The sequence below is a fragment of the Pseudomonas sp. 20-5 genome (assembly GCF_056782835.1).
In genome coordinates this window covers 3,112,246-3,137,321 of sequence record NZ_CM165584.1, presented here as the reverse complement: position 1 = coordinate 3,137,321, position 25,076 = coordinate 3,112,246, and the positions used below count along the sequence as shown (strand labels likewise).

General features: G+C 63.4%; 20 protein-coding genes. 11 read left to right on the top strand and 9 right to left on the bottom strand.

Going from position 1 to position 25,076, the window contains the following annotated elements; all coding sequences use genetic code 11:
- Positions 1–52 precede the first annotated feature (52 nt).
- On the bottom strand, positions 53–2,005 hold the full coding sequence (locus AC1RB9_RS14380) for a sigma-54-dependent Fis family transcriptional regulator (RefSeq protein ID WP_003144202.1): 1,953 nt from the start codon (positions 2,003–2,005) through the stop codon (positions 53–55).
- Positions 2,006–2,243: 238 nt separating this feature from the next.
- On the opposite strand from AC1RB9_RS14380, the gene AC1RB9_RS14375 reads away from it, so the two are divergent.
- The 7 genes from AC1RB9_RS14375 to AC1RB9_RS14345 all read left to right on the top strand — a co-directional run bounded on the left by AC1RB9_RS14375 (position 2,244) and on the right by AC1RB9_RS14345 (position 9,368).
- On the top strand, positions 2,244–3,257 hold the full coding sequence (locus tag AC1RB9_RS14375; protein ID WP_003162813.1) for a phosphotransferase family protein: 1,014 nt from the start codon (positions 2,244–2,246) through the stop codon (positions 3,255–3,257).
- Positions 3,254–3,610 carry a DUF6285 domain-containing protein gene (locus AC1RB9_RS14370; RefSeq protein WP_003162814.1) on the top strand — a complete coding sequence of 119 codons (357 nt, stop codon included), beginning with the start codon at positions 3,254–3,256 and terminating at the stop codon, positions 3,608–3,610. The genes AC1RB9_RS14375 and AC1RB9_RS14370 overlap by 4 nt, the downstream gene beginning before the upstream one ends.
- A gap of 50 nt (positions 3,611–3,660) precedes the next feature.
- On the top strand, positions 3,661–4,833 hold the full coding sequence (locus AC1RB9_RS14365) for an acyl-CoA dehydrogenase family protein (protein ID WP_003123439.1): 1,173 nt from the start codon (positions 3,661–3,663) through the stop codon (positions 4,831–4,833).
- Entirely contained in the window at positions 4,833–5,600 is a 768-nt protein-coding gene (locus AC1RB9_RS14360; protein WP_003123438.1) for an SDR family NAD(P)-dependent oxidoreductase, read from the top strand. The genes AC1RB9_RS14365 and AC1RB9_RS14360 overlap by 1 nt, the downstream gene beginning before the upstream one ends.
- Positions 5,601–5,686: 86 nt before the next feature.
- Entirely contained in the window at positions 5,687–7,333 is a 1,647-nt protein-coding gene (locus AC1RB9_RS14355; protein WP_011666659.1) for an acyl-CoA synthetase, read from the top strand.
- Positions 7,334–7,389: 56 nt separating this feature from the next.
- Positions 7,390–7,713 (top strand): DUF485 domain-containing protein, encoded by a 324-nt coding sequence (locus AC1RB9_RS14350; protein WP_003089157.1) that lies wholly within the window; start codon positions 7,390–7,392, stop codon positions 7,711–7,713.
- Complete coding sequence (locus AC1RB9_RS14345) at positions 7,710–9,368, top strand: cation acetate symporter (protein WP_003158805.1); 1,659 nt, start codon at positions 7,710–7,712, stop codon at positions 9,366–9,368. Before AC1RB9_RS14350 ends, AC1RB9_RS14345 begins: the two co-directional genes overlap by 4 nt.
- A 303-nt stretch (positions 9,369–9,671) precedes the next feature.
- Here the strand turns inward: AC1RB9_RS14345 and AC1RB9_RS14340 are convergent, their stop codons facing one another.
- The 8 genes from AC1RB9_RS14340 to AC1RB9_RS14305 form a co-directional block, all read right to left on the bottom strand.
- Entirely contained in the window at positions 9,672–10,592 is a 921-nt protein-coding gene (locus tag AC1RB9_RS14340) for an NAD(P)-dependent oxidoreductase (protein WP_003122778.1), read from the bottom strand.
- A gap of 88 nt (positions 10,593–10,680) precedes the next feature.
- On the bottom strand, positions 10,681–11,934 hold the full coding sequence (locus AC1RB9_RS14335; RefSeq protein ID WP_003089166.1) for an aspartate aminotransferase family protein: 1,254 nt from the start codon (positions 11,932–11,934) through the stop codon (positions 10,681–10,683).
- 45 nt (positions 11,935–11,979) lie between these two features.
- Entirely contained in the window at positions 11,980–13,404 is a 1,425-nt protein-coding gene (locus AC1RB9_RS14330) for a gamma-aminobutyraldehyde dehydrogenase (protein WP_003122777.1), read from the bottom strand.
- A 78-nt stretch (positions 13,405–13,482) separates the two neighbouring features.
- Positions 13,483–14,814 (bottom strand): APC family permease, encoded by a 1,332-nt coding sequence (locus tag AC1RB9_RS14325; protein WP_003122776.1) that lies wholly within the window; start codon positions 14,812–14,814, stop codon positions 13,483–13,485.
- 12 nt (positions 14,815–14,826) lie between these two features.
- Positions 14,827–15,984 carry an iron-containing alcohol dehydrogenase gene (locus tag AC1RB9_RS14320; RefSeq protein ID WP_003122775.1) on the bottom strand — a complete coding sequence of 386 codons (1,158 nt, stop codon included), beginning with the start codon at positions 15,982–15,984 and terminating at the stop codon, positions 14,827–14,829.
- 230 nt (positions 15,985–16,214) lie between these two features.
- Complete coding sequence (locus AC1RB9_RS14315; RefSeq protein WP_003122774.1) at positions 16,215–17,090, bottom strand: alpha/beta fold hydrolase; 876 nt, start codon at positions 17,088–17,090, stop codon at positions 16,215–16,217.
- Positions 17,087–18,613, bottom strand: a complete 1,527-nt coding sequence (locus AC1RB9_RS14310) for a flavin-containing monooxygenase (protein ID WP_016253449.1) — start codon at positions 18,611–18,613, stop codon at positions 17,087–17,089. The genes AC1RB9_RS14315 and AC1RB9_RS14310 overlap by 4 nt, the downstream gene beginning before the upstream one ends.
- Positions 18,614–18,973: 360 nt before the next feature.
- Complete coding sequence (locus AC1RB9_RS14305; RefSeq protein WP_003122773.1) at positions 18,974–19,555, bottom strand: TetR/AcrR family transcriptional regulator; 582 nt, start codon at positions 19,553–19,555, stop codon at positions 18,974–18,976.
- 448 nt (positions 19,556–20,003) lie between these two features.
- Between AC1RB9_RS14305 and AC1RB9_RS14300 the strand changes: the two genes are divergently transcribed.
- From AC1RB9_RS14300 to AC1RB9_RS14285, 4 genes are all read left to right on the top strand, one after another.
- A complete protein-coding gene (locus AC1RB9_RS14300) occupies positions 20,004–20,891 on the top strand; it encodes a phytanoyl-CoA dioxygenase family protein (RefSeq protein ID WP_003158799.1) in 888 nt (295 codons plus the stop codon).
- Positions 20,892–20,952: 61 nt separating this feature from the next.
- The gene (locus AC1RB9_RS14295) at positions 20,953–22,320 is read left to right on the top strand and encodes an NAD(P)/FAD-dependent oxidoreductase (protein WP_003122771.1); all 1,368 of its coding nucleotides are present in this window, start codon (positions 20,953–20,955) and stop codon (positions 22,318–22,320) included.
- Positions 22,321–22,430: 110 nt separating this feature from the next.
- Positions 22,431–23,078: a hypothetical protein gene (locus AC1RB9_RS14290; RefSeq protein ID WP_003122770.1), complete on the top strand. Its 648-nt coding sequence runs from the start codon at positions 22,431–22,433 to the stop codon at positions 23,076–23,078.
- A gap of 554 nt (positions 23,079–23,632) precedes the next feature.
- Entirely contained in the window at positions 23,633–25,057 is a 1,425-nt protein-coding gene (locus AC1RB9_RS14285) for a DUF1329 domain-containing protein (protein WP_003089182.1), read from the top strand.
- Positions 25,058–25,076: the final 19 nt, after the last annotated feature.

The following is a 25,076-nucleotide window of genomic DNA, read 5'->3' as shown; positions in this document are numbered from 1 at the left end:
GGCCGCGTCCATGCCTGGGCGAGTTCCGCATCGCCCAGGCGCATCGTTTTGCTCAGCGTGCCGAGCGAAGCCGCCGCCACAGCGTGGTCCGGCTGATCCCGAGCCGACGCGCAGCCTCGTCAAGGCTGCCCTGGCAGCTGTCCAGCGTCTCCTGTATGTAGCGCAACTGCGCGGTTTTGCCGATGGCGTGCAAATCCTTTGTGCGCGATGGCTCTTTCCGGGACCTGGGCTGAGGCTGGCCTTCGAATAGCTCGGGCAGCACGCGAGCCAGGTAATGCTCATCCACGCCGTGCTCATGGAAGATTTCGCTGGCGGAGAGCATCGCCCGTTCGATGACATTCTCCAGTTCCCTGACGTTTCCGGGCCAGGAATGGCGGACGAGGTAGGGTAGCAGGAGCGTCGTTATGCCTGCGGCACCCGGTGGCTGGCCCTGGACCAGCAGGCGCTGGCTGATTCCCTGGCAAATCAGAGGAATGTCCTCGGGCCGCTCGCGCAGGGGAGTGGTCTGCAAGCGCAGGATATTCAGCCGGTAATACAGGTCGGTGCGAAACTCGCGATCCTTCATGGCGGCCCCCAGGTCCTTGTGGGTGGCGGCGACGATGCGCACGTCGATGGAGATCGGCTCGGTGCCGCCCAGGCGCAAGACCTCTCGCTCCTGCAATACACGAAGGAGGCGAGTCTGCAGCGACACAGGCATGTCGCCGATCTCGTCGAGGAACAGCGTGCCACGGTGCGCCGCCTCGAACAGGCCGGGCTTGCCGCCTTTGCGCGAACCGCTGAAGGCGCCTTCCTCGTAGCCGAACAGTTCGCTTTCCAGTAGCGACTCGGGAAACGCCGCGCAGTTGATGGCGACGAAAGGCCCGTGCCGGCGAGGGCTCTCGTTATGGATCCCTTGGGCGAGCAGTTCCTTGCCGGTGCCGCTTTCGCCAGTGATCAGGATGGTCGAATGGCTGGCGGCAAAGCGCTTGGCCAGCTGCAACATCTCACGGTTGGCCTTGCTCGCGCCGTTGAGTTGTTCGAGCCGGTAACGCGCGGTGAAGGCACCTGGACGGCGAGTGGAGCGGATGCGTTGATCCGCGCGCTGCACGGCGGTGATGTCCTGGCAGGTGAGCACCAGGCCGGTACGCTCGCCATTCTCCAGGATCGGCAGGAGATTGCTGACCACGGCGTGCGAGCCCAGCCGGATCACCCGGTTTTCCTCGCCACCGCCATCCTCTAGCGCCTGTTGCAGGTCAAGCTCCGGGCATAGCTGCTGTAACGGTCGACCCAGAGCCGAGCTGACCGGCAACTCCAGCAACTGGGCAAGGGCAGGGTTGAGCGATTGCACCACACCCTGGTTGTCGACCGCTGCCACACCGCTTGGAATGTGTTGCAGCACCGCGTCCAGATGCCGCCGCTTGGCGATCTCCAGGCGCTGGCTGTCGAGGACTCCCATGGCTTCCTCGAGCGCCTTGCGCGCAGTGTCTTCGCTCAGCGACAGCACGCCGTGCAGGCCTGCCTGTTCCGCCAGCTCCACCACCGTCGACGAACCGATGATGCTGCGGCAACCCAGCCGGGCTACCTCCAGGACAGCCTGGCGAGCCTCTTCCAGGGTGGTGTAGGCGACCTGGTGAACCTGCACCGTGAACAGCGTTCGCATGGCTTGCAGGTCCCGGTCGATGCGGTTGTAGCTGAGCAGGGCGACATGGGAGGAGTGTTCGCGGGCTTGCTCCAGCGCACGCAACAGGTCTCCGCCGCCAACGCGCATCGTCAGAACCGGACGTGCCAGGTGTCTACGCAGGTAGGCGGCAGTGGCGCCAGCACAGACGAACACGTCGGCCTTGCCGCGCTGTTCGAGATCGCGGGCGGTTTGCAGGGCTTCGGATACCGAGGTGTCGAGCACCTCGATATGGACGTCCGGGTAGCCCGCCGCCAGGCCGGCCACCAGGCTGGCGAGGCGACTGCGCTGCCGAGGTCGTTGAAGGTGACTGACCAGCACGACGACCTGGGAAAGGGGAGGACGCATGTCGAGACCTGTTCAGGATTGAATTGTTTCGATACTGAATCAGTTCGTTGCAAAAGTGAAACCCGGATTGCTTCGTCGAGCGCCATGGAAAAACCTGGCGCCAGAGAGCGCGCGGGTTACAGGCATATCCCGAAAATTGGCCCAGGCGTTGCTAAAGCTGTCTGACAACATGACTACAGGCAGGCCCTACAACCCCATGAGCACTCCTCCTACGACCGTACGGGACGGCGAGACATTCGTGGCCCCGGACGACCAGCCACTGGTCGAGTTCATCCGCGAGCACGCCGCAGCTAAGCGGTTGGTCATCCAGGCACGCCAGCGCCTGAGCGGCGGCGCCATCCAGGAAAACTGGCTGCTGGACCTGCTGATCGAAGGCGGCCCCTGGGCTGGCGCCCGGCGTTGGGTGCTGCGCAGCGATGCGCTTTCCGCGCTACCCGCCAGCCTTGACCGAGAACAGGAGTTCGCGGTGCTGCAAGTGGTTCATCAGGCCGGTGTGAAAGTACCGCGCCCGCTGTGGCTGTGCCGCGATATGCGCGTGCATGGGCGGGTGTTCTTCCTGATGGAGTACGTGCCGGGTGTCGCCGCCGGTCGCTTGCTCAGCGCTGGCGCCGGCACCCAGGGCCGGGCGCAGCTGGCGGCGCAGCTTGGCGCCAACCTGGCGCGCCTGCATCAGGTTCGCCCGCCGTGCGCCGCGCTGGATTTCCTGCCGATGCCAACCCGCTCACCGGCCTTGGCGACCATCGACGCCTATCGCCACTACCTCAACACCCTCGCCGATGCCTATCCGGTGCTGGAGTGGGGCCTGCGCTGGTGCGAGCTGCACGCACCGCGCAACAGCATCCTGTGTCTGTTGCACCGTGACTACCGCACCGGCAACTACCTGGCCAGCGAACAGGGACTCGAAGCCGTACTCGACTGGGAGTTCACCGGCTGGGGCGACCCGTGCGAAGACCTCGGCTGGTTCACCGCCCGCTGCTGGCGCTTCACCCGCCCAGACCTCGAGGCCGGCGGTATCGGCCAACTGGAGGACTTCCTGGGGGGCTACCACGAGGTGTCTCCGCTGCGTATCGAGCGCAGCCAACTGCACTACTGGCAGGTCATGGCCACCCTGCGCTGGGCGGTGATCGCCCTGCAGCAAGGCCAGCGCCACCTGTCCGGCGAAGAGCCGTCCATTGAGCTGGCACTGACCGCACGACTGCTGCCGGAGCTTGAGCTCGACATCCTGCACATGACCGGAGCCGAAGCGCCATGACCCAGCCCGATGCCCATGAACTGCTCGACATCGCTCGCTCGACGCTTCTGGAGCAACTGCTGCCAGCGCTGCCCGGCGAGCTGCGTTACCCGGCCCTGATGATCGCCAATGCCATGGCCATCGCAGCCCGCGAAAGCCGCCTGGGGGCTCTGGCCGAGGACCAGGAGCGGACACGTCTGGCCGCCTTGGTCGACGAGGCGCCCGCAGCCTTGCCCGACCTGCGCCGCCAACTGGCACGGGCCATTCGCCTGGGCAGCCATGACGCCCCGCAAAACCATAGAACCCTGCTCGAGACATTGCGCCAGGTCACCCTCGCCCGATTGGCCATCAGCAATCCCAAGGCCTTGCCCTGAACGGCGTCAGCCATCTCATTCCCGACAGACAAGCACCCAGAAGGACAACCATGAACTTCACCCTCCCGGACGAACTGCTCGCCTTGCAGGCCAAGACCCGAGACTTCATCGCCGAACAGGTCATCCCGCTCGAGAACGACCCCCGCCAGGACAGCCACGGCCCCAGCGACGCCCTGCGCCAGGATCTGGTGGCCCGCGCCCGCGCGGCCGGCTTGCTGACGCCCCACGCCAGCCGCGAAATGGGTGGCCTGGCGCTGAGCCACGTGGCCAAGGCGATCGTCTTCGAAGAGGCCGGCTACTCGCCGCTGGGCCCGGTGGCGCTGAACATCCATGCCCCGGACGAAGGCAACATCCACCTGATGGACGTGGTCGCCACCGAGGCGCAGAAAGACCGCTGGTTGCGCCCGCTGGTCCAGGGCCATGCCCGTTCCTGCTTCGCCATGACCGAGCCTGCGCCAGGCTCCGGCTCGGACCCCTCGATGCTGCGCACCACCGCCACCCGCGATGGCGACGACTACCTGATCAATGGCCGCAAGTGGCTGATCACCGGCGCAGAAGGCGCCGACTTCGGCATCGTCATGGCGCGCATGGAGGATGGTACGGCGACCATGTTCCTGACCGACATGAAACGCGACGGCATCATCCATGAGCGTCAGCTGGACTCGCTGGACAGCTGCTTCACCGGTGGCCACGGGCAGCTGCGTTTCGACAACCTGCGTATTCCGGCGAGCGATGTGCTCGGCGAGATCGGCAAGGGGTTCCGGTATGCCCAGGTGCGCCTGGCGCCGGCGCGGCTCACCCACTGCATGCGCTGGCTGGGCGCCGCGCGTCGCGCCCACGACATCGCCTGCGACTATGCGCGCACCCGCGACGCCTTCGGCAAGCCGCTGGGCGAGCACCAGGGTGTGGGCTTCATGCTGGCCGACAACATGATGGACCTGCACGTGGTGCGCCTGGCGGTGTGGCACTGCGCCTGGGTGCTCGACCAGGGCCGGCGGGCCAATGTCGACTCCAGCATGGCCAAGGTGATCAGCGCCGAGGCGTTGTGGCGGGTGGTCGATCGTTGCGTCCAGGTACTGGGCGGGCGCGGGGTGACCGGAGACACCGTGGTGGAGCGGATCTTCCGCGACATTCGCCCGTTCCGCATCTATGACGGCCCGAGCGAGGTGCACCGCATGAGCCTGGCGAAGAAACTGCTCGACCAGCGCCTGGAGGCCCGCTGATGCAGCCGAACCTGACCCGACTGTTCGCCCTCGACGGGCGCCGCGCCCTGGTGACCGGAGCCTCCAGCGGCCTGGGCCGCCACTTCGCCATGACCCTGGCCGCCGCAGGCGCCGAGGTGGTGGTGACTGCCAGGCGCCAGGCGCCGCTGCAGGCACTGGTGGAGGCCATCGAGGTGGCGGGAGGGCGGGCGCAGGCCTTTGCCCTCGATGTGACCTGCCGTGAGGATATCTGCCGGGTGCTCGATGCCGCCGGCCCGCTGGATGTGCTGGTCAACAATGCGGGGGTGAGCGACAGCCAGCCCTTGCTGGCCTGCGACGATCAAAGCTGGGACCGCGTGCTCGACACCAACCTCAAGGGCGCCTGGGCGGTGGCCCAGGAAAGCGCCAGGCGCATGGTCGCGGCGGGGAAGGGCGGCAGCCTGATCAATGTCACTTCGATCCTCGCCAGCCGTGTGGCCGGCGCCGTCGGCCCCTACCTGGCGGCCAAGGCCGGCCTGGCCCACCTGACCCGCGCCATGGCGCTGGAGTTGGCGCGCCATGGCATCCGGGTGAACGCCCTGGCGCCCGGCTACGTGATGACCGACCTGAACGAGGCCTTCCTGGCCAGCGAGGCCGGCGACAAGTTGCGCTCGCGTATCCCCAGCCGCCGCTTCAGCGTGCCGGCGGACCTGGACGGCGCCTTGCTGCTGCTCGCCAGCGATGCCGGGCGGGCCATGAGCGGCGCCGAGATCGTGGTCGATGGCGGCCACCTGTGCAGCAGCCTGTAACGCGCCCTGGCGCAATAACAACAAGAACAGGAGGTATGTATGTGCGTGCAAGACCCGAGCAATGTGTCGATGAGGTGGCTGCCATGATGGTTCCGACCCTCGAGCACGAGCTTGCTCCCAACGAAGCCAACCATGTCCCGCTGTCGCCGCTGTCGTTCCTCAAGCGTGCCGCGCAGGTGTACCCGCAGCGCGATGCGGTGGTCTATGGCGCAAGGCGCTACAGCTACCGCCAGTTGCACGAGCGCAGTTGCGCCCTGGCCAGTGCCCTGGAGCGGGTCGGCGTACAAGCGGGCGAGCGGGTGGCGATACTGGCGCCGAATATCCCGGAAATGCTCGAGGCCCACTATGGCGTACCCGGTGCCGGGGCGGTGCTGGTATGCATCAACATTCGCCTGGAGGCACGCAGCATCGCCTTCATCCTGCGCCACTGCGCGGCCAGGGTGCTGATCTGCGACCGTGAGTTCGGTGCCGTGGCCCAGCAGGCGCTGGCCATGCTCGATGCGCCGCCCTTGCTGGTGGGCATCGACGATGATCAGGCCGAGCGCGCCGACCTCGCCCACGACCTGGACTATGAGGCGTTTCTGGCCCAGGGCGACCCGGGGCGGCCGCTGAGTGCGCCGCAGAACGAATGGCAGTCGATCGCCATCAACTACACCTCCGGCACCACGGGGGATCCCAAGGGCGTGGTCCTGCATCACCGCGGCGCCTACCTCAACGCCTGCGCCGGCGCGCTGATCTTCCAGTTGGGGCCGCGCAGCGTCTACCTGTGGACCTTGCCGATGTTCCACTGCAACGGCTGGAGCCATACCTGGGCGGTGACGCTGTCCGGTGGCACGCACGTATGCCTGCGCAAGGTCCAGCCAGATGCGATCCACGCCGCCATTGCCGAGCATGCGGTGACCCACCTGAGCGCCGCGCCGGTGGTGATGTCGATGCTGATCCATGCCGAGCATGCCAGCGTCCCTGCCGTGCCGGTATCGGTGATCACCGGCGGCGCCGCGCCGCCCAGCGCGGTCATCGCCGCCATGGAAGCACGCGGCTTCAGCATCACCCACGCCTACGGCATGACCGAAAGCTACGGCCCCAGCACCCTGTGCCTGTGGCAGCCGGGGGTCGACGAATTGCCGCTGGAGGCCCGGGCCCAGTTCATGAGCCGCCAGGGCGTCGCCCACCCGATGCTCGAGGAGGCCACGGTGCTGGATACCGACACCGGCCGTCCGGTCCCGGCCGACGGCCGCACCCTTGGCGAACTGGTAGTGCGGGGCAACACCGTGATGAAAGGCTACCTGCACAACCCCGAGGCCACCCGTGCCGCGTTGGCCGACGGCTGGCTGCACACCGGCGACCTGGCCGTGCTGCATCCGGACGGCTACGTGGAAATCAAGGACCGGGCCAAGGACATCATCATTTCCGGCGGCGAGAACATCAGCTCGCTGGAGATCGAGGAAGTGCTCTACCAGCACCCCGAGGTGGTCGAGGCCGCGGTGGTGGCGCGCCCGGATTCGCGCTGGGGCGAGACACCCCACGCGTTCGTCGCCTTGCGGGCGGATGCCTTACCCAGAACCACGGGTGACGATCTGGTCCGCTGGTGCCGCGAGCGCCTGGCGCACTTCAAGGCACCGCGGCATGTGACGCTTACCGAACTGCCCAAGACCGCCACCGGCAAGATCCAGAAGTTCGTCCTGCGCGAGTGGGCCCGGCAGGAGGAGGAGGCCGGCGACGCCGGCCGCTGATGGCGCTGCCGCACCCGCATATTCCATAACAATAACTAGGTTGCCCGAGGTGTCCCATGTCCAGCCTGCTATACGCGCGTATCCGCGCCAGTGCCCGGTTCCAGCAACTGGTGGCGCGCCGAAACCGTTTCACCCTGAGCCTGCTCCTGCTGATCCTGGCCACGTTCCACGGCTACATCGCGCTGGTATCGTTCTGCCCCGAGCTGATTGCCAGGCGTCTGGCGCAGGGCTCGAACATGACCTTCGGCGTCGCGGCCGGCGTGTTCCTGTTCGTGTTTTTCTGTGCCTTGTCGGCGCTCTATGTGTACCGCGCCAACGGCGAATTCGATCGCCTGACCCAGGCTCTGGTCGCTGGGCTGGAAGAGGAGCAGGGCGCATGAAGAAGCTCCTTCCCCTGGCGTTGTCGCTGCACTCCGGCCTGCTGTTGGCCTCGCCCGCGTTGGACGCTGGCCAGCGCCAGCCGCTCAACCTGCATGCCATCGGCATGTTCATGGTGTTCGTGCTGTTCACCCTGTGCATCACCTGGTGGGCGGCGCGACGGACCCATTCGACGGCGGATTTCTATAGCGCCGGTGGCGGTATCCGGGGCTGGCAGAACGGCCTGGCGCTGGCCGGCGACTACATGTCCGCCTCCACGCTGCTGGGAATCACCGCGCTCATCTACAGCTCCGGGATGGATGGCTACATCTATCTCATCGCCTTCTTCGCGGGCTGGCCGGTACTGCTGCTATTGATGACCGAGCGGCTGCGCAACCTGGGCCGCTTCACCTTCGCCGACATCACCTCGTACCGTCTCGACCAGGGCAAGGTGCGCACCATGGCCGCCATCGGATCGCTGACCGTGGTGTGTTTCTACCTGGTGGCGCAGATGGTCGGGGCCGGGCAGTTGATCAGGCTGCTGTTCGGCCTGGACTACCAGATCGCCCTGGTGATCGTCGGTGCGCTGATGATGCTGTATGTGACCTTCGGCGGTATGGTGGCAACCACCTGGGTGCAGATCGTCAAGGCATTCCTGCTGCTGGTCGGCGGCTCGCTGGTGCTGTTCCTAGCGATGCGCGAATTCGACTTCAGCTATGACAGGCTGGTCAGCCAGGCGATGGATAGCCATGCCCTGGGCGAACGCCTGCTGGCCCCTGGTGGCTTGCTGGCCGACCCGTTGACCGCGCTATCGCTGAGCCTGGGGCTGGTGTTCGGCACCGCCGGGCTGCCGCACATCCTGATGCGTTTCTTCACCGTCGGCGATGCCCGGGAGGCGCGCAAGTCGGTGCTCTACGCCACCGGGTTCATCGGCTACTTCTTCAATGTCATTTTCCTGCTGGGCCTGGCGTCGATCGTGATCGTCAGCCAGCAGCCCCGGTTCTTCGAGGGCGGGGAAGCGGGAGGCAAGCTGCTGGGCGGGGGCAACATGGTGGTCATGCACCTGGCCCAGGCAGTGGGAGGCAACCTGCTGCTGGGCTTCCTCTCCGCCGTGACCTTCGCCACCATCCTGGCCGTGGTGTCAGGCCTGGCCCTGGCCGGGGCGTCCGCCATCGCCCATGACCTGTATGCGCGGGTGATCATGAAGGGCGCGGCCAGCGAGGCGCAGGAGCTGCGGGTAACCAAGCTGGCAACCCTGGGCCTTGGCTTGGTGGCGATAGCCCTGGGCATCGTGTTCGAGAACATCAACGTGGCCTTCATGGTCGCCCTGGCCTTTGGCATCGCCGCTTCGGCCAACTTCCCGGTGCTGTTCCTGTCGATGTTCTGGTCGGGGCTGACCACCCGTGGCGCGTTGGCCGGTGGCTACGTCGGGTTGTTCAGCGCCATGGGCTTCGTGGTTTTCTCCAGGCTGGTGTGGGTGGATGTGTTGCACTTCGCCGAGCCGCTGTTCCCCTATACCCAGCCTGCGCTGTTCTCCATGCCGTTGGCGTTCCTGGTGGCGTATGGCGTTTCCCGCCTGGACCGGACCAAGCGGGCCATGGCGGAAAGGGCAGCCTTCGCCGACCAATACGTACGAGGCCAGACCGGCCTTGGCGCCAGCGGAGCCATAGACCACTGAGGCGCACACGGTCGCTGTCGAACGGGTGGCAGCGACCGCATGGCAGGCTTTGAGGCTGTCTGTCGCCCGAGGCCTGGCTAGTGCCCCCGGAAGATGTCTCCGATACCGACGGTGGGGTAGTGCTCCATGCGCTGAGCCGTCCCGCGGTTGACGACGGAAGGCTTCGAAAACAGTGCACTCAGGAAGATGACCAGTACAAGGACAGCCAGTAGAAAACCGAATCGGCGCATATGATTCTCCAGCGATTTTTTATAGTTGTTGTCTTCGGGCGCTATCCACGAGGACCTTAGAAGCGCAGCGCAGTCACTGTCCCGCCGCGCTTGCGGTGTCGCATTCGCGGGCGAACAGGCGGGTGACGGCTACGATGTCCTGGTCGCCATAGCCCATGGCTGCCGCGCGTTGCACGGCCTGGCACAGCGCGTCGAAGACCGGCGTCCAGGCCCCTTGTGCGTGCAGGGCTCCGGCGATATGGGCGAAGGCCTGGGCATGCACATCGAGCCTCGCCTGATCGCCTGCGAAATCCTGCGCTTCCAGCCGACGGACCGCTTCCTCGAGTGCATCGGCGACGAAAAAGCGCGACGTGTCGAGCATGAGCCGAGCGGTCTTCGAAGGCGGCAGGCCGAAGTGGACACCAGCCCCCACGGCCTCGAAGAAAGCCACCATCGCGGCAAACGCATGCGCGTGGAGCACGGTGGCGAAGGCCAATGCTTCGTCCCAGGGGAGGAACGTCGTATGACCGGCAAGCCCCTCAAGCAGCGCCCGATGCCGTTCGAAGGCCTCAGGATCACCGGTATGAATGCTGTGGCTTTCGCGACGACCAACGTTGCGCGGGTAGGCCACGATCATCCCTTTGACGTAATGGCCGCCCGCGCGGTTGACGAGACTCTGAAGCGCCAGGCCCTCGTCCCGGGCGTTGGTCGTGTAATCGACGATCGTACGGTTGGCCAGCGCCTGCATCACACCTGGCATCCCGAGCACCTCGTGGGTCGCCTGGTTGTCCAGGAGCACGAAGATCGTGGCCGGGCTTGCAGCCAGCGCGGCTTCGGCGCTCTCGCACAGGTGAGCGCCAGCGGCGACGAGCGCCGCGGCCTTGCCGGGTGAGCGGTTCCAGATCGCCACGCGCCTGCCTTGCCTGAGCAACGCTTGGGCCATGATGGTTCCCATGGCTCCGAGCCCGATCACGGACACTTCGAACTCGAAGCTTTCATCATTGTGTTCACGCACGCTCGAGGTCTCCTGATTATTGTTCTGGCTGATGTCCAACAGGTCTCCGGCCTGCGCTTCAACACAGGCCGAAGGGTGACCCTGGCAGCTATTCGCCCAGCGCTGCCGCGACCGATTCGCCGAAGGCCCTGAGGCCGTCTTCGAGTTGGTCGGTCGGAGTGTTCAGCGGTGGCATCAGCTTGATGATTTCGCCATTCGGGCCGCAGCGGTCGACCAGCACGCCCGCTTGCAGCACGCGCTGCTGGGCGTCCTTGGCGACCTCGACGTTGCCGCGGCCGAAATCGATGCCGGCGATCATGCCGCGACAACGCGCGGACGCGACGCCTGGAATTTCCGCAAAGCCGGCAACTGCGCGCTCCATGGCCGCGCAGTTGTCGGCCAGCAATTTCAGGAACTGCTCATCGTGCCAATAGCTGAGCGCGATGCGGGCGGTCAGGAACGCCAACTGGTTGCCGCGGAAGGTGCCGATGTGATCGCCCGGTTGCCATACATCCAGCCCGGCACGAAGCAACACGATCGCCATCGGCAGGCCGAAGCCGCCGATCGATTTGGCGCAGGTGATCAGGTCCGGCACCACCCCGGAGCGCTCGAAGCCGAAGAAGTCGCCGGTGCGGCCGCAACCGGCCTGGATCTCGTCGCAGATAAGCAGCACGCCGTGGTCGGTGGTCCACTTGCGCAAGCGTTGCAGCCATTGGTTGGAAGCCGGGTAGACGCCGGCCTGGATCTGCACCGACTCGACGATCACCGCCGCCGGCAGCTCCGAGCCGCTGCCCTGGTCGTTGGCCAGGCGCTCGAGGAAGCCAATGCTGTCGAATTCGCCATAGGGGCTGTCTTCGTAGGGCACGAACACCACGTCGGTGGAAAGCCCGGGGCCACGGCGAGTGCGGTTGCCGGTGACGGCCAGGGCGCCGGCGGTCATGCCGTGGTAAGCCCCGTAGAACGATACGACCTTGGTACGCCCGGTCGCCTTGCGCGCCAGCTTCAACGCCGCCTCGACGGCGTCGGCACCGGTCGGGCCGGTGAACTGGACCTTGTAGTCCCAGCCGCGTGGCTTGAACAGGTCGCGCTCGATCGCTTCCAGGAACTGGCGCTTGGTGGTGGTGTGCAGGTCGAGGGCGTGGGTCACGCCGTTGGCCGACAGATACGCGATCAGCGCATCGCGCATGCGCGGGTCGTTGTGGCCATAGTTCAGGGCGCCGGCGCCGGCGAAGAAGTCCAGGTATTCGCGGCCATCTTCGCCGCGGATCCTGCTGCCTTGGGCGGTATCGAACACCAGGGGCAAGTCGCGGCAGTACATCCGCACGTTGGACTCGAGCCTTTCGAACGTCTCGATGTTGTTCATGCAAACCTCTTGAAAAATGATCTGGGTAGTCCGGGGTGTGGGCGGTCAGTGCTTGAACATCACGTGGCGCACCACGGTGTAGTCTTCCAGGCCGTACATCGACAGGTCCTTGCCGTAGCCGGACAGCTTGACCCCGCCGTGGGGCATTTCGCTGACCAGCATGAAGTGGGTGTTGACCCAGGTGCAGCCGTATTGCAGGCGGGCGGCCAGGCGATGAGCGCGCCCCACATCGGCGGTCCATACCGAAGACGCCAGGCCGTAATCGGAGTCGTTCGCCCAAGCCAGCGCCTGGGCTTCATCCTCGAACGGCGAGACGGTCACCACCGGGCCGAAGATCTCGCGGCGCACCACCTCATCCTCCTGCGTAGCGCCGGCCAGGACCGTCGGCTCGAAGAAGAAGCCGGCACCCTCGGCGCGCTTGCCGCCGGTGACCACTTCGATGTGCGGCAACTCCCTGGCCCGGTTCACGAACCCCTCGACACGCTCCAGATGCTCCTTGGTGATCAGCGGTCCCATCTCGGTCGCCGGATCGTCCGGCAGCCCGCACCGGATGCTGGATACGGCCTCGCCGAGCTTGCGAACGAACTCCTGGTAGACCCCTTTCTGCACATAGAGGCGGCACGCGGCGGTACAGTCCTGGCCGGCGTTGTAGAAGCCGAAGGCGCGGATGCCTTCGACGGCGGCATCGATGTCGGCATCGTCGAAGATCAGTACAGGAGCCTTGCCCCCCAACTCCATGTGCATGCGTTTCACGCTCTCGGCCGTACCTTCGATGATCCGGCTGCCGGTGCGCACGGAGCCGGTCAGCGACACCATGCGCACCTGGGCATGGCTGGTCAGCGGCTCACCCACCGAGGCACCTCGACCGTGGACGATGTTGACCACGCCGGCGGGGAAGATCTCGGCAAGCAGCTCGCCCAGTTTCAAGGTACTCAGCGGCGTGTGCTCCGACGGTTTCAGCACCACGGTGTTGCCGCCGGCCAATGCCGGGCCGAGTTTCCACGCTGCCATCAACAACGGATAGTTCCACGGCGCGATGGAGGCGACCACGCCCACCGCGTCGCGGCGGATCATCGAGGTATGCCCCGCGACGTACTCTCCCGCCGCCGAGCCCTGCAGGCAGCGTACGGCGCCGGCGAAGAAACGGAACACGTCCGATACGGCGGGCAGTTCGTCCAGCAGCACGGCGTTGAAAGGCTTGCCGCAGTTGTCCGCCTCCAGGCGAGCGAACACGTGCGCCTGGGCATCGATGCGCTCGGCGAGCTTGAGCAGCAGGGCCGCGCGATCCTTGGGCGGCGTTTGCGACCAGGCGTCGAAGGCCGCATCCGCGCTCTGCACCGCGGCATGGACCTGGGCACCGCTGGCCTCGGTAATTCGCACCAGGACGTTGCCCTGGGACGGGTTGTACACCGCGTGGCTCTCGCCTTCGCCGGCCACCAGAGCACCATTGATCAGAAGTTTGGTTTGCATATCGATTCTCGCCATTGAAGGGCAGGCTCGAAGCCGGCCTTGTGGTTGTTGTCAGAGCGTTCGATAGAAGGGTGGTCACTACGCCAGCGCGTCGGGCACCGGGTTGCGGAAGAAGCTGGTCCGGCAAGCGAGATAGACCGCCCCCAGGCCCAGCCAGCTACAGCCCATGATCAGCGCGTCTTTATCCAGGCTGACCAGCATCCACCCGGCCGTGACCAGGCCAACGAGCGGGCAGAGCACCCCGCGCAACAAGCCCGCCCCGTCTCCGAGGCGGGTATCGAAGGAGAGCCGCAACGCGCAAAGGTTGACTGCGCTGAAGGCGAGAAACGCGCCGAAATTGACCAGGGACGTCGCGGTGGCGATCGTCAGGGCAAAACCCGCGCAGCCGAAAATGCCGCAGAGCAGAATGTTGAAGGCCGGGGTCTTGTAGCGAGGATGCAGGACACCGAACAGCTTGCGCGGCAGTTGGTTGTCCCGCCCCAGGGCGTACAGCAGCCGGCCCACGCTGGCCTGGAACGACATGCCTGCGGCGAAGTGGGCGATGATGATCCCCGCCAGGACCACGGCGAAGAACAGGTCGCCGCCGATCATGCGGGCGATCTCGAAGGCGGCGCCGTCCACATGCTCGAAGGCGGGGGAGGGGTGCGCCAGGTACATGAAGTACGACGAGCCGACGTAGACCGAACCGCCGATCAATGCGACCAGCAGGATCGCGCGCGGCAGTGTCCGGCCCGGGTCGCGGGTCTCCTCGCTGAGCGTGGACAGCGCGTCGAAGCCCAGGAACGAGTACGCGGCAATGGCAGCGCCGGCCATGCTGGTGGCGAAGGACACGTCCGGGTTGAAGAACGGCTTGGCCGACAGCAGCCCGCCAGGGCCGTTGGCCGCGACGATGTAGTGCACGCACAGGCCGATGAACACGACGATGATGGCCAGTTGCGCGACCATCAACAGCACGTTGAAGCGGTTGGCGACCTGGATGCCCAGGATATTAAGCAGCGAGGTGGAGACGATGAAGCCGATGATCCACACCCATTGCGGCACCTCTGGAAAGGCCATGTTGAGGTAGCTGGCGCCGAGCAGCCAGATCAGCATCGGGATGAAGAAGTAATCGAGCAGGGCGGCCCAGCCCACCATGAAGCCGAGGTTCGCGCTCAGCATCTTGCGAGTATAGGTGTAGGCCGAACCGGCGACCGGGAACACCCTGACCAGCCGGCCATAGCTCAAGGCCGTGAACACCACGCCGATTGCCGCGATCAGGTAGGCCATCGCCGTGGTGTTGCCGCTGGCCTGCGTGATCACGCCATAGGTGCCGAACACGATCAACGGAGCGAGGAACGCCAGACCGAACAGCAGAACGGAAAACGGACCCAGCGTGCGCTTCAATGAAGCGCCGGCGATTGATTCGCTCATGACTGGCCTCCTTCACGCTACGTAGTGGTAAGCGGCGGCGACGATTTCACGGTAGGTTTCCACCGTCATTTGCTTGGCATTGCTGCCGTCGGAGAAATTCTTCTTCGACTTTTCGGCGATGCTCAGGAAGTCTTCCTCGCGCACGCCTTTCACCTCGGCGAAGCGGGGGATGCCCAGGTCCTTGCTCATCTGGAACAGGTAGCCGACAGCGGCCTCGGCGGCCTCGGCCGGCGAGAGGTTGGGGTCGATACCCAGTGCATAGGCGACCTGCGCGTGGCGGGTGATGTCGGCGTCACGGTTATGGCCGAACACGAAGGGCAGGAAGATCGCGTTGCCCACGCCGTGTGGCGTGTCGTACATGCCTCCGATGGCTTCGGAAATGCAGTGCACGCTGCCGACGTCCGCGTTACCGAAGGCCATGCCGGCGATCAGGCTGGCCACCAGCATTTGCTCGCGTGCATGCAGGTTGCCCGGCTCCAGTACGGCGGGCCTGAGGTATTGGCTGATCAGGCGGATGGCATGCAGCGCCAGCCCGTCGCTGATCGGATTCGACACACGGCAGGTGTAGGCTTCGATGGCGTGGGTGAGGGCATCCATGCCGGTTGCGGCGGCAATCGATGCAGGCAGCGTGTCGAGAATGCGGGAGTCGAGCAATGCCAGAACGGGGCCCACCCGGTAGTCCTGGACGCTCATCTTGAAATGCCGGGCGGTATCGGTGATCACCGAGAAACAGGTCACTTCGCTGCCGGTTCCGGCGGTGGTCGGGATGGCGACGATAGGCGGGATGGCGTGCCTGAGGGTGAAAGAGCCCTCGTAGTCTTCGATCCGACCCTCGTGGGTCAGCAGCAGGCTGATCGCCTTGGCCGCGTCCATCGCGCTGCCGCCGCCGATGGCCAGCAGGCCTTGGATACCTTTGCCGCGATACAGCTGCGCCGCCTGGTTGATGTCTTCGCTGCGAGGGTTTGCCTTGACCTCCGATATCTCGTCGAACGCGATCTCCCACTCATTCAGGCTGGCATACACGCCATTCAACAGGCCTGCGGCCTTTACCCCGGCGTCCGTCACGATCAGCACATGCGCCATGCCGAGTTCCCGCAGGTATTCGCCGGTGCGCTCGCGCAGGCCGGGTCCCATCACGACTTTGGCGGGGAGTAAGAACTTGAATTCCATACGTACCTCTTGCTCGATTTTTGTCGTTGTTGAACGGCAGTGGAGGAATTCACGCGCAGGGCGAACCAACGGCTCCGGCGTGTGATGCATGGCTCTGCGGTCGAGAATCAACCGGGAACCTTTTTGTCTTATGTGGGCCTGGATAAGCACGAACTTCGAAAAGCCCCATGCAAGTCCCGAGGTGTAAAAAGAGGGGCGGCACCCACCCGCCCCTGAAGGGATGCTCCGTACTAATGCATTTGGCCTGCGAGCAGGGAAAGCAGTGTTCCTGTCAGGCAGGCGGGGAAGTCATGCCCCATTCCCGGCAACAGCACCAAGCGCGCCCTGGGAATGGCCGCCGCCGTGGCGAAGCCTCCGCTGGTGGCGACCATGAGGTCTTTCTCAGCATGGATGACCAGCGTGTTGCAGCGAATTCGCTGGAGTTCCTGCGTTCGGTCGCCCGAGTTGATGATGGCGCCGATCTGCCTCGCCATCCCGAGGTTGCTCGCTTCCCCGCCGCCTCGCTCCCAGGCTTGCATGGCGTAGTCGCGATGGGCCTGCTCGTCCCATTCCAGCGTCGTACCGACGGAACGCATGATCTCCACATAGTCGCGAACGCTCTCCCGCTGGTTCCGGGGAGGACGCCGGAGAAGCTGCAAGATGGTCTTGAACGCTGGCTGGCCTACTCGAAGCGATCCTGTCGTCGAGAAGATGGACGCCAGGCTCATGACTCGCTGCGGATAACGAGCGGCAAGTGTCTGGGCGATCATGCCGCCCATCGACATCCCTACGACGTGCGCCGCACCCAGGCGCAGGCCATCCATGAGGCCGATCACATCGTCGGCCATGTCGCCCAGGTCATACCCCGCAGTCGGTTTGCGGAAGAACTGTTGCAGGGTCGTGGGCGGGGTGACCTCGGTGAAGAAAGACCTGCCCGAGTCACGGTTGTCCAGCGTGATCACGCGCAGGCCCCGCTCGACCAGGCCGACGATGAGCGCTTCAGGCCAGTAGATCAATTGCAGCCCCAGGCCGACGATGAGGATGACCGCAGGCGCGGTTTCCGGACCGTGGCTGCGATAGCAGAGGCTACGCTTGCCCGGTAGCTCGCAGAACCGATCCGCAGTCATCGCCCGCCGCCCTGAGTCTGAAGCGCCACGCTTCTGTGCAGGTAGGCGTCAGGCACCGTGCTGAACCGGAGGCATTCGTCGGCGACCTTCCCTCGGCGCAAAAGCTTGATGTCACGGAAGTAATCCATCGACATCACCCAGGGCTCACGAGGCCCCTGGCGCGGCATACTATCCAATGCCCGCTGGACATATCCGGCCCCGAAATCCAGCAGGGGACGGGTTTCGACACCATCCGGCGCCTTCGGCTCGCAGACGTTATGGCCCTGGCTGTCCATGAAGCCCAGCAAGCGACAGAAGTGGTCGCACAGCAGGCATACTTTCAGCGTCCAGGATGAGTTGGTATAGCCCACCGCAAAGGCAAAATTGGGTACGCCGGAAAGCATCGTGCCCTTGTACGCCAGCGTCTGGCTCAACACTACCGGCTCGCCATCCTTGTGCAGGGCGATACCGCCGAACAACTGCACGTTCAGACCGGTGGCCGTGATGATGATATCGGCCTTCAGTTCCGTGCCGGACTTGAGCAAGACACCGGACTCGGTAAAGCGCTCGATATGGTCGGTAACGACCGAGGCTTTACCTGCACTGATGGCCTTGAAAAGATCGCCTTCGGGAACCGAGCACAAGCGTTGGTCCCAGGGCTTGTAGGGCGGGTTGAAATGAACGTCGACCGGATAGCCCTTCGGTAATTCTCTACGGGTCAGCCATATGAGCAGCTTGCGGGCGAGCCCGGGGAAGCGCTGGCAGAATCGCCAGAAGACCAGGGTGATCTTGGCATTCTTGTAGCGCGTCAGTGAGTAGGCGGTTTGCGCCGGCAGAATCTTGCGAAGAAAAGCGGCAACGGAATCGTTGGCGGGCTGGTTGACGATATAGGAGGGCGTCCGCTGCAACATGGTGATGCTGGCGACCTCGTCGGCCATGGCGGGAATCAGGGTCACCGCCGTTGCGCCGCTGCCGATGACCACCACATGCTTGCCCCGATAGTCCAAGCGCTCGGGCCAGTGTTGCGGGTGGATGATTTGCCCCTTGAACTGCTCCGCGCCCTCGAAGCGTGGGCTGAAGCCTTGGTCATAACGGTAGTAGCCGCCTGCGCTGAACAGCCAGCGGCATTCGATGGTGCGGGTTTCTGCCGTGTGGCCGTCCTCGACGCATACCGCCCACAGCCCTTTGTCGCTCTGCCAATTCGCCGAGACCACTTTCTGCCGGTACTGGATGAAGGGGTCCAACTGGTATTCAGCGACGGCTTCTCGCAGGTATTCGAGAATGTCGGCGGCATCCGCCAGAGATTTCGCCTTGGTCCAAGGCTTGAAGTCGAAGCCGAAGGTGTACAGGTCCGAGTCGGAGCGTATGCCGGGATAGCGGAACAGGTCCCAGGTGCCGCCCATTCGCTCCCGGGACTCGAGAATCGCAAACACCTTGTTCGGTTGGTGACGTCGAAGGTAAGCCGCAGCGCCGATGCCAGACACACCGGCTCCTATGATCAGAACATCGAGCGGCTCAATTGGAAGAGCAGTGTGAGAGGACATGTCGCCTCCTATTGTTGTGTTATAGAGACTTGATCTTTTGACTTGATCGTTTGACCAGAATAGACGCGAGCGAGTTGCTGGTACAAGGTGCGAAATGCACCAGGTTTCCATCGGTTTGGGTTTATTTGCACCTAGGTGCCGCACCAGGCCATGGCGGAAGCCTGATCCATGGACGAGAAGCGCACAGTCAGCTTGCAGGACTACAAGGAGGAGACCTCCAGGATTCCGCTGGAGGCGGGGAGAGGAGAGGAGAGGAGAGCTAGAAGAGGCGCCGCACCTGAACTGGCAAGAGGCCCGAAGAGCAGGGGCACGGCGAACCGTGTCACCATGCCCCTCTCTAGAGATGCGCCTTCGAAAAGATCAGAAGCTGGCCACCAACAGCTTCACAGCCTGGCAGGCGGCTTCGGTCTCGGCATTCAGCCGCTCCTGGTCACCATGGGCGGACCAGGCCAGAAGCAAGCCATCGAACAGGTTGATGAGCAAGCGACTGACAGTGGCCAGCGCTTCCTGGTCCAGCACCGAGCCAGCGACCTGTTCAATGGCCTGCTTCGTCGCTTCGACGGAATCGGTGTAGATCTTGCTCGCCATAGCGGGGTTGTTACGCAGATTCCAGAAAAACAGCTCGAACTGCGTGGTCGCCAGTTCCGGATGCGTGGTGAACCACCCGACCAACTGGCGCAATATCTCTGCCACCGAGTCTGCCGCCGTGGCTCCCGCCGTAACATGCAGCAAGGACTGCTGTGGCTTGTCTATCAGGGACTCATAGACCGCGTCGAACAATTCGTCCTTGGTGTGGAAGACATAGTGCAGGGAGGCCAATGGAGAATTCGCCGCGGCCGCGATGCGACGGGTAGTGGCATTCGCCACACCATATTCCGCGATCACCTTCACGGCGGCCTCAATAAAGTCTTGCCTGCGCACTTCGGCGCCCACTCGAGCCATTCAGCTTCTCCTTCTTCGGTGTTGCCGCCAGGCGACTGGTCCGCTGTCGACCGGGACGAATGCTAACGCATGGCCGTCCCCCAATCCATGAGTCGACACGCTTGAGGACCGAGGCAGCGACCCTTTGTCTCTCCAGATGTTTCGCTCCGACCGCCGGCGATGCGTAGCCGAAGCGAAACAGGATCGAGCCTGGGCAATCCGCTATCGCCAGCGCGAACCCGCGTAGAGCCGGATCTTGATTCGGCTGGACTTTCCTGAGCGCTGAGATGCCACGCAGAATTATTAATCGTTTGACTTGATCACATGATCATGTCGTATGATCAAACTTCCTTTCCGCGCCAGGCGCAAGGAGAGGGCGGTCTGACCGCATGAGAGTGAACGCTCATGGGCTGAGGTTGATTGCGGAAGCCCTGCAGAACAATGACAACACCACACAGGTAGGCATCAGATGAGTACGCGAAGATTGACGACAGTCAGCTGCGACACCCCGATCGAGCAGGTAGTGGAAATCATCAGGCGTGATGGCGCTGTCGCTATTTGCAACTTCGTCTCGGAAGAAACCTTGAAGTCTCTTACCGAGGACCTGGACAGCTATCTGGGCGTTACCCCCTGCGGCATGGACCCTTACTTCGCCGGCACCCAGACTCGACGTACCGCGCGGATCCTGGCGAAAAGCGACTCCGCCGTGGAAGTGGCACTGAACCCCCTGTTCCTCGAGACGGCAAAGCAGGTATTGCAGACTCCCACCCATGTCTGGGTAGGGAACGATCGGGTCGAGATCACGCCCGATATCCAACTGAGCATGACCCAGGCGATACAGATCGGGCCTGGACAAGGTCTTCAACCCCTGCATCGCGACGATGCCACTTCGCTCTGGCGGCATCCGCAGTATGGTCGCGAGGCTCGCTTGCAGCTCATGCTGGCGATTACCGACTTCACCGAAGAGAACGGCGCGACGCGGGTCATTCCTGGCAGTCATCAATGGGATGACGAACGGATGCCCACCCAGGAAGAAACCATCGGCGCAGAAATGAAGGCAGGCACTGCGCTTCTCTGGCTGGGATCGGTATATCACGGCGGTGGCGCCAACAGATCCGACGCTCCTCGCACAGGCCTGACCATGGCCTATGACCTGGCCTTCCTGCGCCTGGAAGAAAACCACTTCCTTTCCATACCCGTCGAGCGCGTTCGGCAGCTCCCCTCGCAAATGCAGCGTCTGCTGGGATGGAGTGCCAGTTCCACGCTACTGGGTTGGGTGGAGATCGATGGTCAGATGCGTGACCCGCAAGAGCTGTTGGGCATGCCCTCCTTTTCCGAGGCGGGGAAGGGGTTCTAGCGGCACTGCCATGGATCGGCCCATGAGAGGAACAACGTCCGGCAACCCGGGAGTGATGTGAATGAATGCCTTCAACGGAGCGGCACGCAACAATGCCGAACCCATGAGATTCCGCAGCCTTGGCGGATGGGTGGAGCAGCCAGACGACCTGCAGCCGGCGCTGAAAGGCCACGAGCACGCAGACGTCGTCGTGGTCGGCGCCGGGTTCGCCGGCCTGTCAACGGCGCTGGAACTAAGGGCGCGTGGAGCGAACGTCATCGTTCTGGAACAGCAGTTCGCAGGCTTCGGGGCCAGCGGGCGCAATGCCGGCTATCTGCTCGGCAGCATGGGCATAGAATGCGAGGTTTTCGTCAAGCGAGTGGGGCTTGAGCAGGCACGTAAGTTCGTCGGTTTCTATGACGAGGCCGTCACCTATGTGGAAGAGCGTTTGGCTGCGCTGGACATCGATTGCGATTACACGCCCTCGGGAATCATCCGGGCCGCCGTCCATCCCAGCCAGGAAAAGCGACTGCGAGCGAACATGGAGCTTGGCCACGCGCTGGGCTCTGTCACGCGCTTCGTGGATAGCGCCGAGATGCGCGCGCGAGGCATACCGCCCGCATTCCTGTTTGGCAGCGAGCAGCGTGGCGGCACCTTGAATCCGGGAAAGTACGTCAACGGCCTGCGTCGTGCGGCAATCAAGGCTGGCGTGAAATTGTACGAACGCACGCCGGTGCTTTCCTACTGTGAAGGGCAGGTGATTACCTGCAATACGGCCCAGGGTATCGCCACCGCCCCTGTAATGGTTCTGGCGACCAACGCCTACACGCCTCAGCTGGGAGTGCTCCGCAACAAGGTTGCACCGATCCGGGTTTCGGCAATCGAAACCCAGCCGCTATCGGCGGAGCAACTGGCGTCCCTGGGTTGGCAAGAGCGTGAAGGCCTCATTACGCCGCACTACACCATGGAAAGTCATCGCCTGACGGCCCATGACACCCTGCTGCTGACCGTGAAGCAATTGGGTTATGCCTACGGCTCGAAGACACCCAATGTTCCGGACCACGCCGCCTACGCCGCGTTGTCGAGAGTGTTGCGCGAGCGTTTTCCTTCCTTGCAGGGCCTTGCCATTCGGCATTGCTGGAGCGGGTATATCAGCGGGGCCTACGACTTCCTCCCCGTGGTCGGGGTGACAGGGGCCAGGCAGAACATCTTCTATACGGCGGGATGTTCAGGGCATGGCCTTGCCACTCAATCGCTCATGGGCGCGCTTTTCGCCGAGCGAATCGGCGGTGGAGAGCCTCCGCTGCTAGCGGCGCTGGAACACAAGACGCCATCCATGCTACCCGAGCCACTTCAATGGTGCGCCATAAAGACGGCCTTTGCGGCCGCCAGGCTACTGGATGCATGGACCGACAAGAAAGTGCGCAAAGACAAAGCCTTGAACGGCTGATAACGATGCGGGGAGTTAATGGGGTTATGCCCGTACTCCCTTGCACCGATTAGACACAAGGCATCGATACAACTCTATCTGAAGGGGCAGTTAACGTGGAACCGAGAGACTTGTTCGCTCTGCTCTCATGTATTCTCCTGGTGATTTCCGGATTGTTTTATGGCGCTGCATTCATCAGGCGGAAAAACTATTTGCTTGGCCTGGAGTTCTTGATCGTAGGTATCTCGGCATCGAACTTCACTACATTCATAGCCACCGGCTGGCAAGCCAACTACAACATCGCGATCTTTCTCGACGCCTTTTCGCGAGGGGTGGGAGTGCCAGTTATCGCTACGCTCGGGCTAATGGCAGTTACCCACGATTACAAACCGTCGCCCGCCAAGGACATCCTCATTTTTGTAGCTGGCTTTGCCGCTACCGGCGTCTATTTCCTGTCTGGAATCATCGAGGGATTCCTCCCTTATTTCTATGTATTCATGTGGTCAGCCTATACCTTGTATCTTTGCTACTTCACCTTGCAACTGGCCCGTGCAGGCGAAGCCCTCCATACTCTGGCCACCATCGCTGGCGGGCTGGCGGGCCTGGTAGTAGCGCTCAGATATGACTTCTTCCCGATTCCGGGAGACGACACGAAGATGGTCTTCATGACCATGGCCTTCCTGGCTTGGTCCTATTCCATGGTGCAGTTGTACTATGCCTATGGTGCGCTGGAGCGTTCGAACAAGGTATACGGCCAAGCGTTTCCTCGTCCACGATAAACAATACGGCGCGACAAGTTTTTCTTTCTGACCCGATAACCTGGCAGAACTGTTCTGCTGTAACTCCATGGCAGGCCCTGGCCCTGCCTTTTACCGCCCTTCGGGGCGGTTTTTTTTGCAGGCATTACATCCGCTATAGTCCCGCTCCGCCGCGGAGCTTGCATTGTCGGATAAAGTTGCTCGATTCATGACCGGTCATATCCGATCGCTCCCTCTGACCCGAGGCGAAACGACAATTAAAAATGCCCGAGCCGATATCTACGAAAGTTCCCCTCAAGCTCTCTTGCGCCCTGTTACCAAGCATCTCCAGGTAACACATGTTTCTTTACTTCCCAAGGTGGTGCACAGGGCACTGGGCCTGGAACAGAACTTTTTCCATAACCGCCTGATTTATAACAATTAAAAAAACAAGAAAGAGAACTGGCATATGGTTTGCCTCATGATCGTCCGACATGGTCAATTGATCAGGTCAAATGATCATTATCGACAGGAGCCGACTTCTTCCCCTTGGGAGGTCGAGCAACCGGTCCATGCCCTGTGTGAGGAGCCATCCAATGAAAGATGTAACTGAACGGCTGGAAGGTGAAGCGCCCACCCGTCGTGTTTTCCAGCAGCAGTTGTTCATGACCCTCGCGGTATCGACCGTGCTCTGTTCGGTCCAGGCTGCGCCCCAGGGCCCCGAGGCGCTGGGGTCGAAACTAACCCCCTTGGGCGGGGAGATCGCAGCGAGTGCAAGCGGGGATATTCCTGCCTGGACGCAGCCTGGACAGCAGGACGAGGGATGGAGCTACGGCCAGGTGCGAGGAGAGCACTGGAAGTTCAAGGGCGACAAGCCGCTCTACAGCATCGACGCGAACAATCTCGCGCAACACTCGAGCAAGCTGTCCCCCGGACAGGTCGAGCTGTTCAAGAGGATTCCCGGCTATCGCATGGATGTGTATCCGACCCGTCGGACCTGTAGCGCTCCGGACTTCGTGGTCGAGAACACCCGGCAGAACGTTGGTTTCGCCAAGCTCGATGCTGCCGGCCTCGCTCTGGACGAGGCTCACGTTCCGGGCATCCCGTTCCCCATGCCGAGTACCGGTGCCGAGGTGATGTGGAACATGAAGATGCGCTACCGCGGCGTTGGCGTCGAAATTCCCCGGACCATTTCCGGAATTTCTCCACGCAAGGGGGGGGAATGGTTACGTCAGTCGACAGATACCTTCTTCTTCACGCCCTGGGGGAAAAAGGGGAGTGCGCTCTTCTCGTCAGTTGGCCGCCTGGAGAATGCGACCTTCTTCAACTACCTCGAGCCGGCTGCTCTGGCCGGCCAGTCCGCGGTACAGACTGCCGTGGCCGGCGAACAGGCCACGACCTTCTACTACTTCCCCGGCCAGCGCCGCGTGCGGCGAATGCCGTCGTACTCCTACGATGCGCCACAGATCGGCCTGGATAACCAGTACACCGTCGACGAGGCGAACGTCTTCTTCGGCACCATGGACCGTTTCGACTGGAAGCTGATCGGCAAGCAGGAGTTGCTGGTGCCTTACAACGATTTCGGTGCCTACGACACTGGCGCCAAGGTGGAGACGTTTGCCGGCAACGACTCGATCGCGCCGCAGTCGCGTCGCTATGAGCTGCATCGGGTCTGGGTCGTCGAGGCCAATGTCCGTCAAGGCATGCGCCATCAGGCGCCGAAGCGCATGTTCTACATCGACGAGGACAGCTGGAACCCGTTGCTGGCGGTGGACTACGACAAGCAAGGGCAGATCTGGAAAGTGCGCGAAGGGTTCTCGATTCCCGTGTACGAGACAGGCGCCTGCGACGTCCAGGCCCAGGTCCAGTACAACCTGGCGGATGGCCGCTACCTCTTCGACATGACCTCGATCGGTGCGGGCAAGAACGATATTCGCTGGCTCACCGAAGACAACGGCTCCCCCCGCCTGAAGCGTGACTTCTTCACCTCCGACAATCTGCGAGCCATCAGCGAGCGCTAACCGACGCCAGATCGAGAGC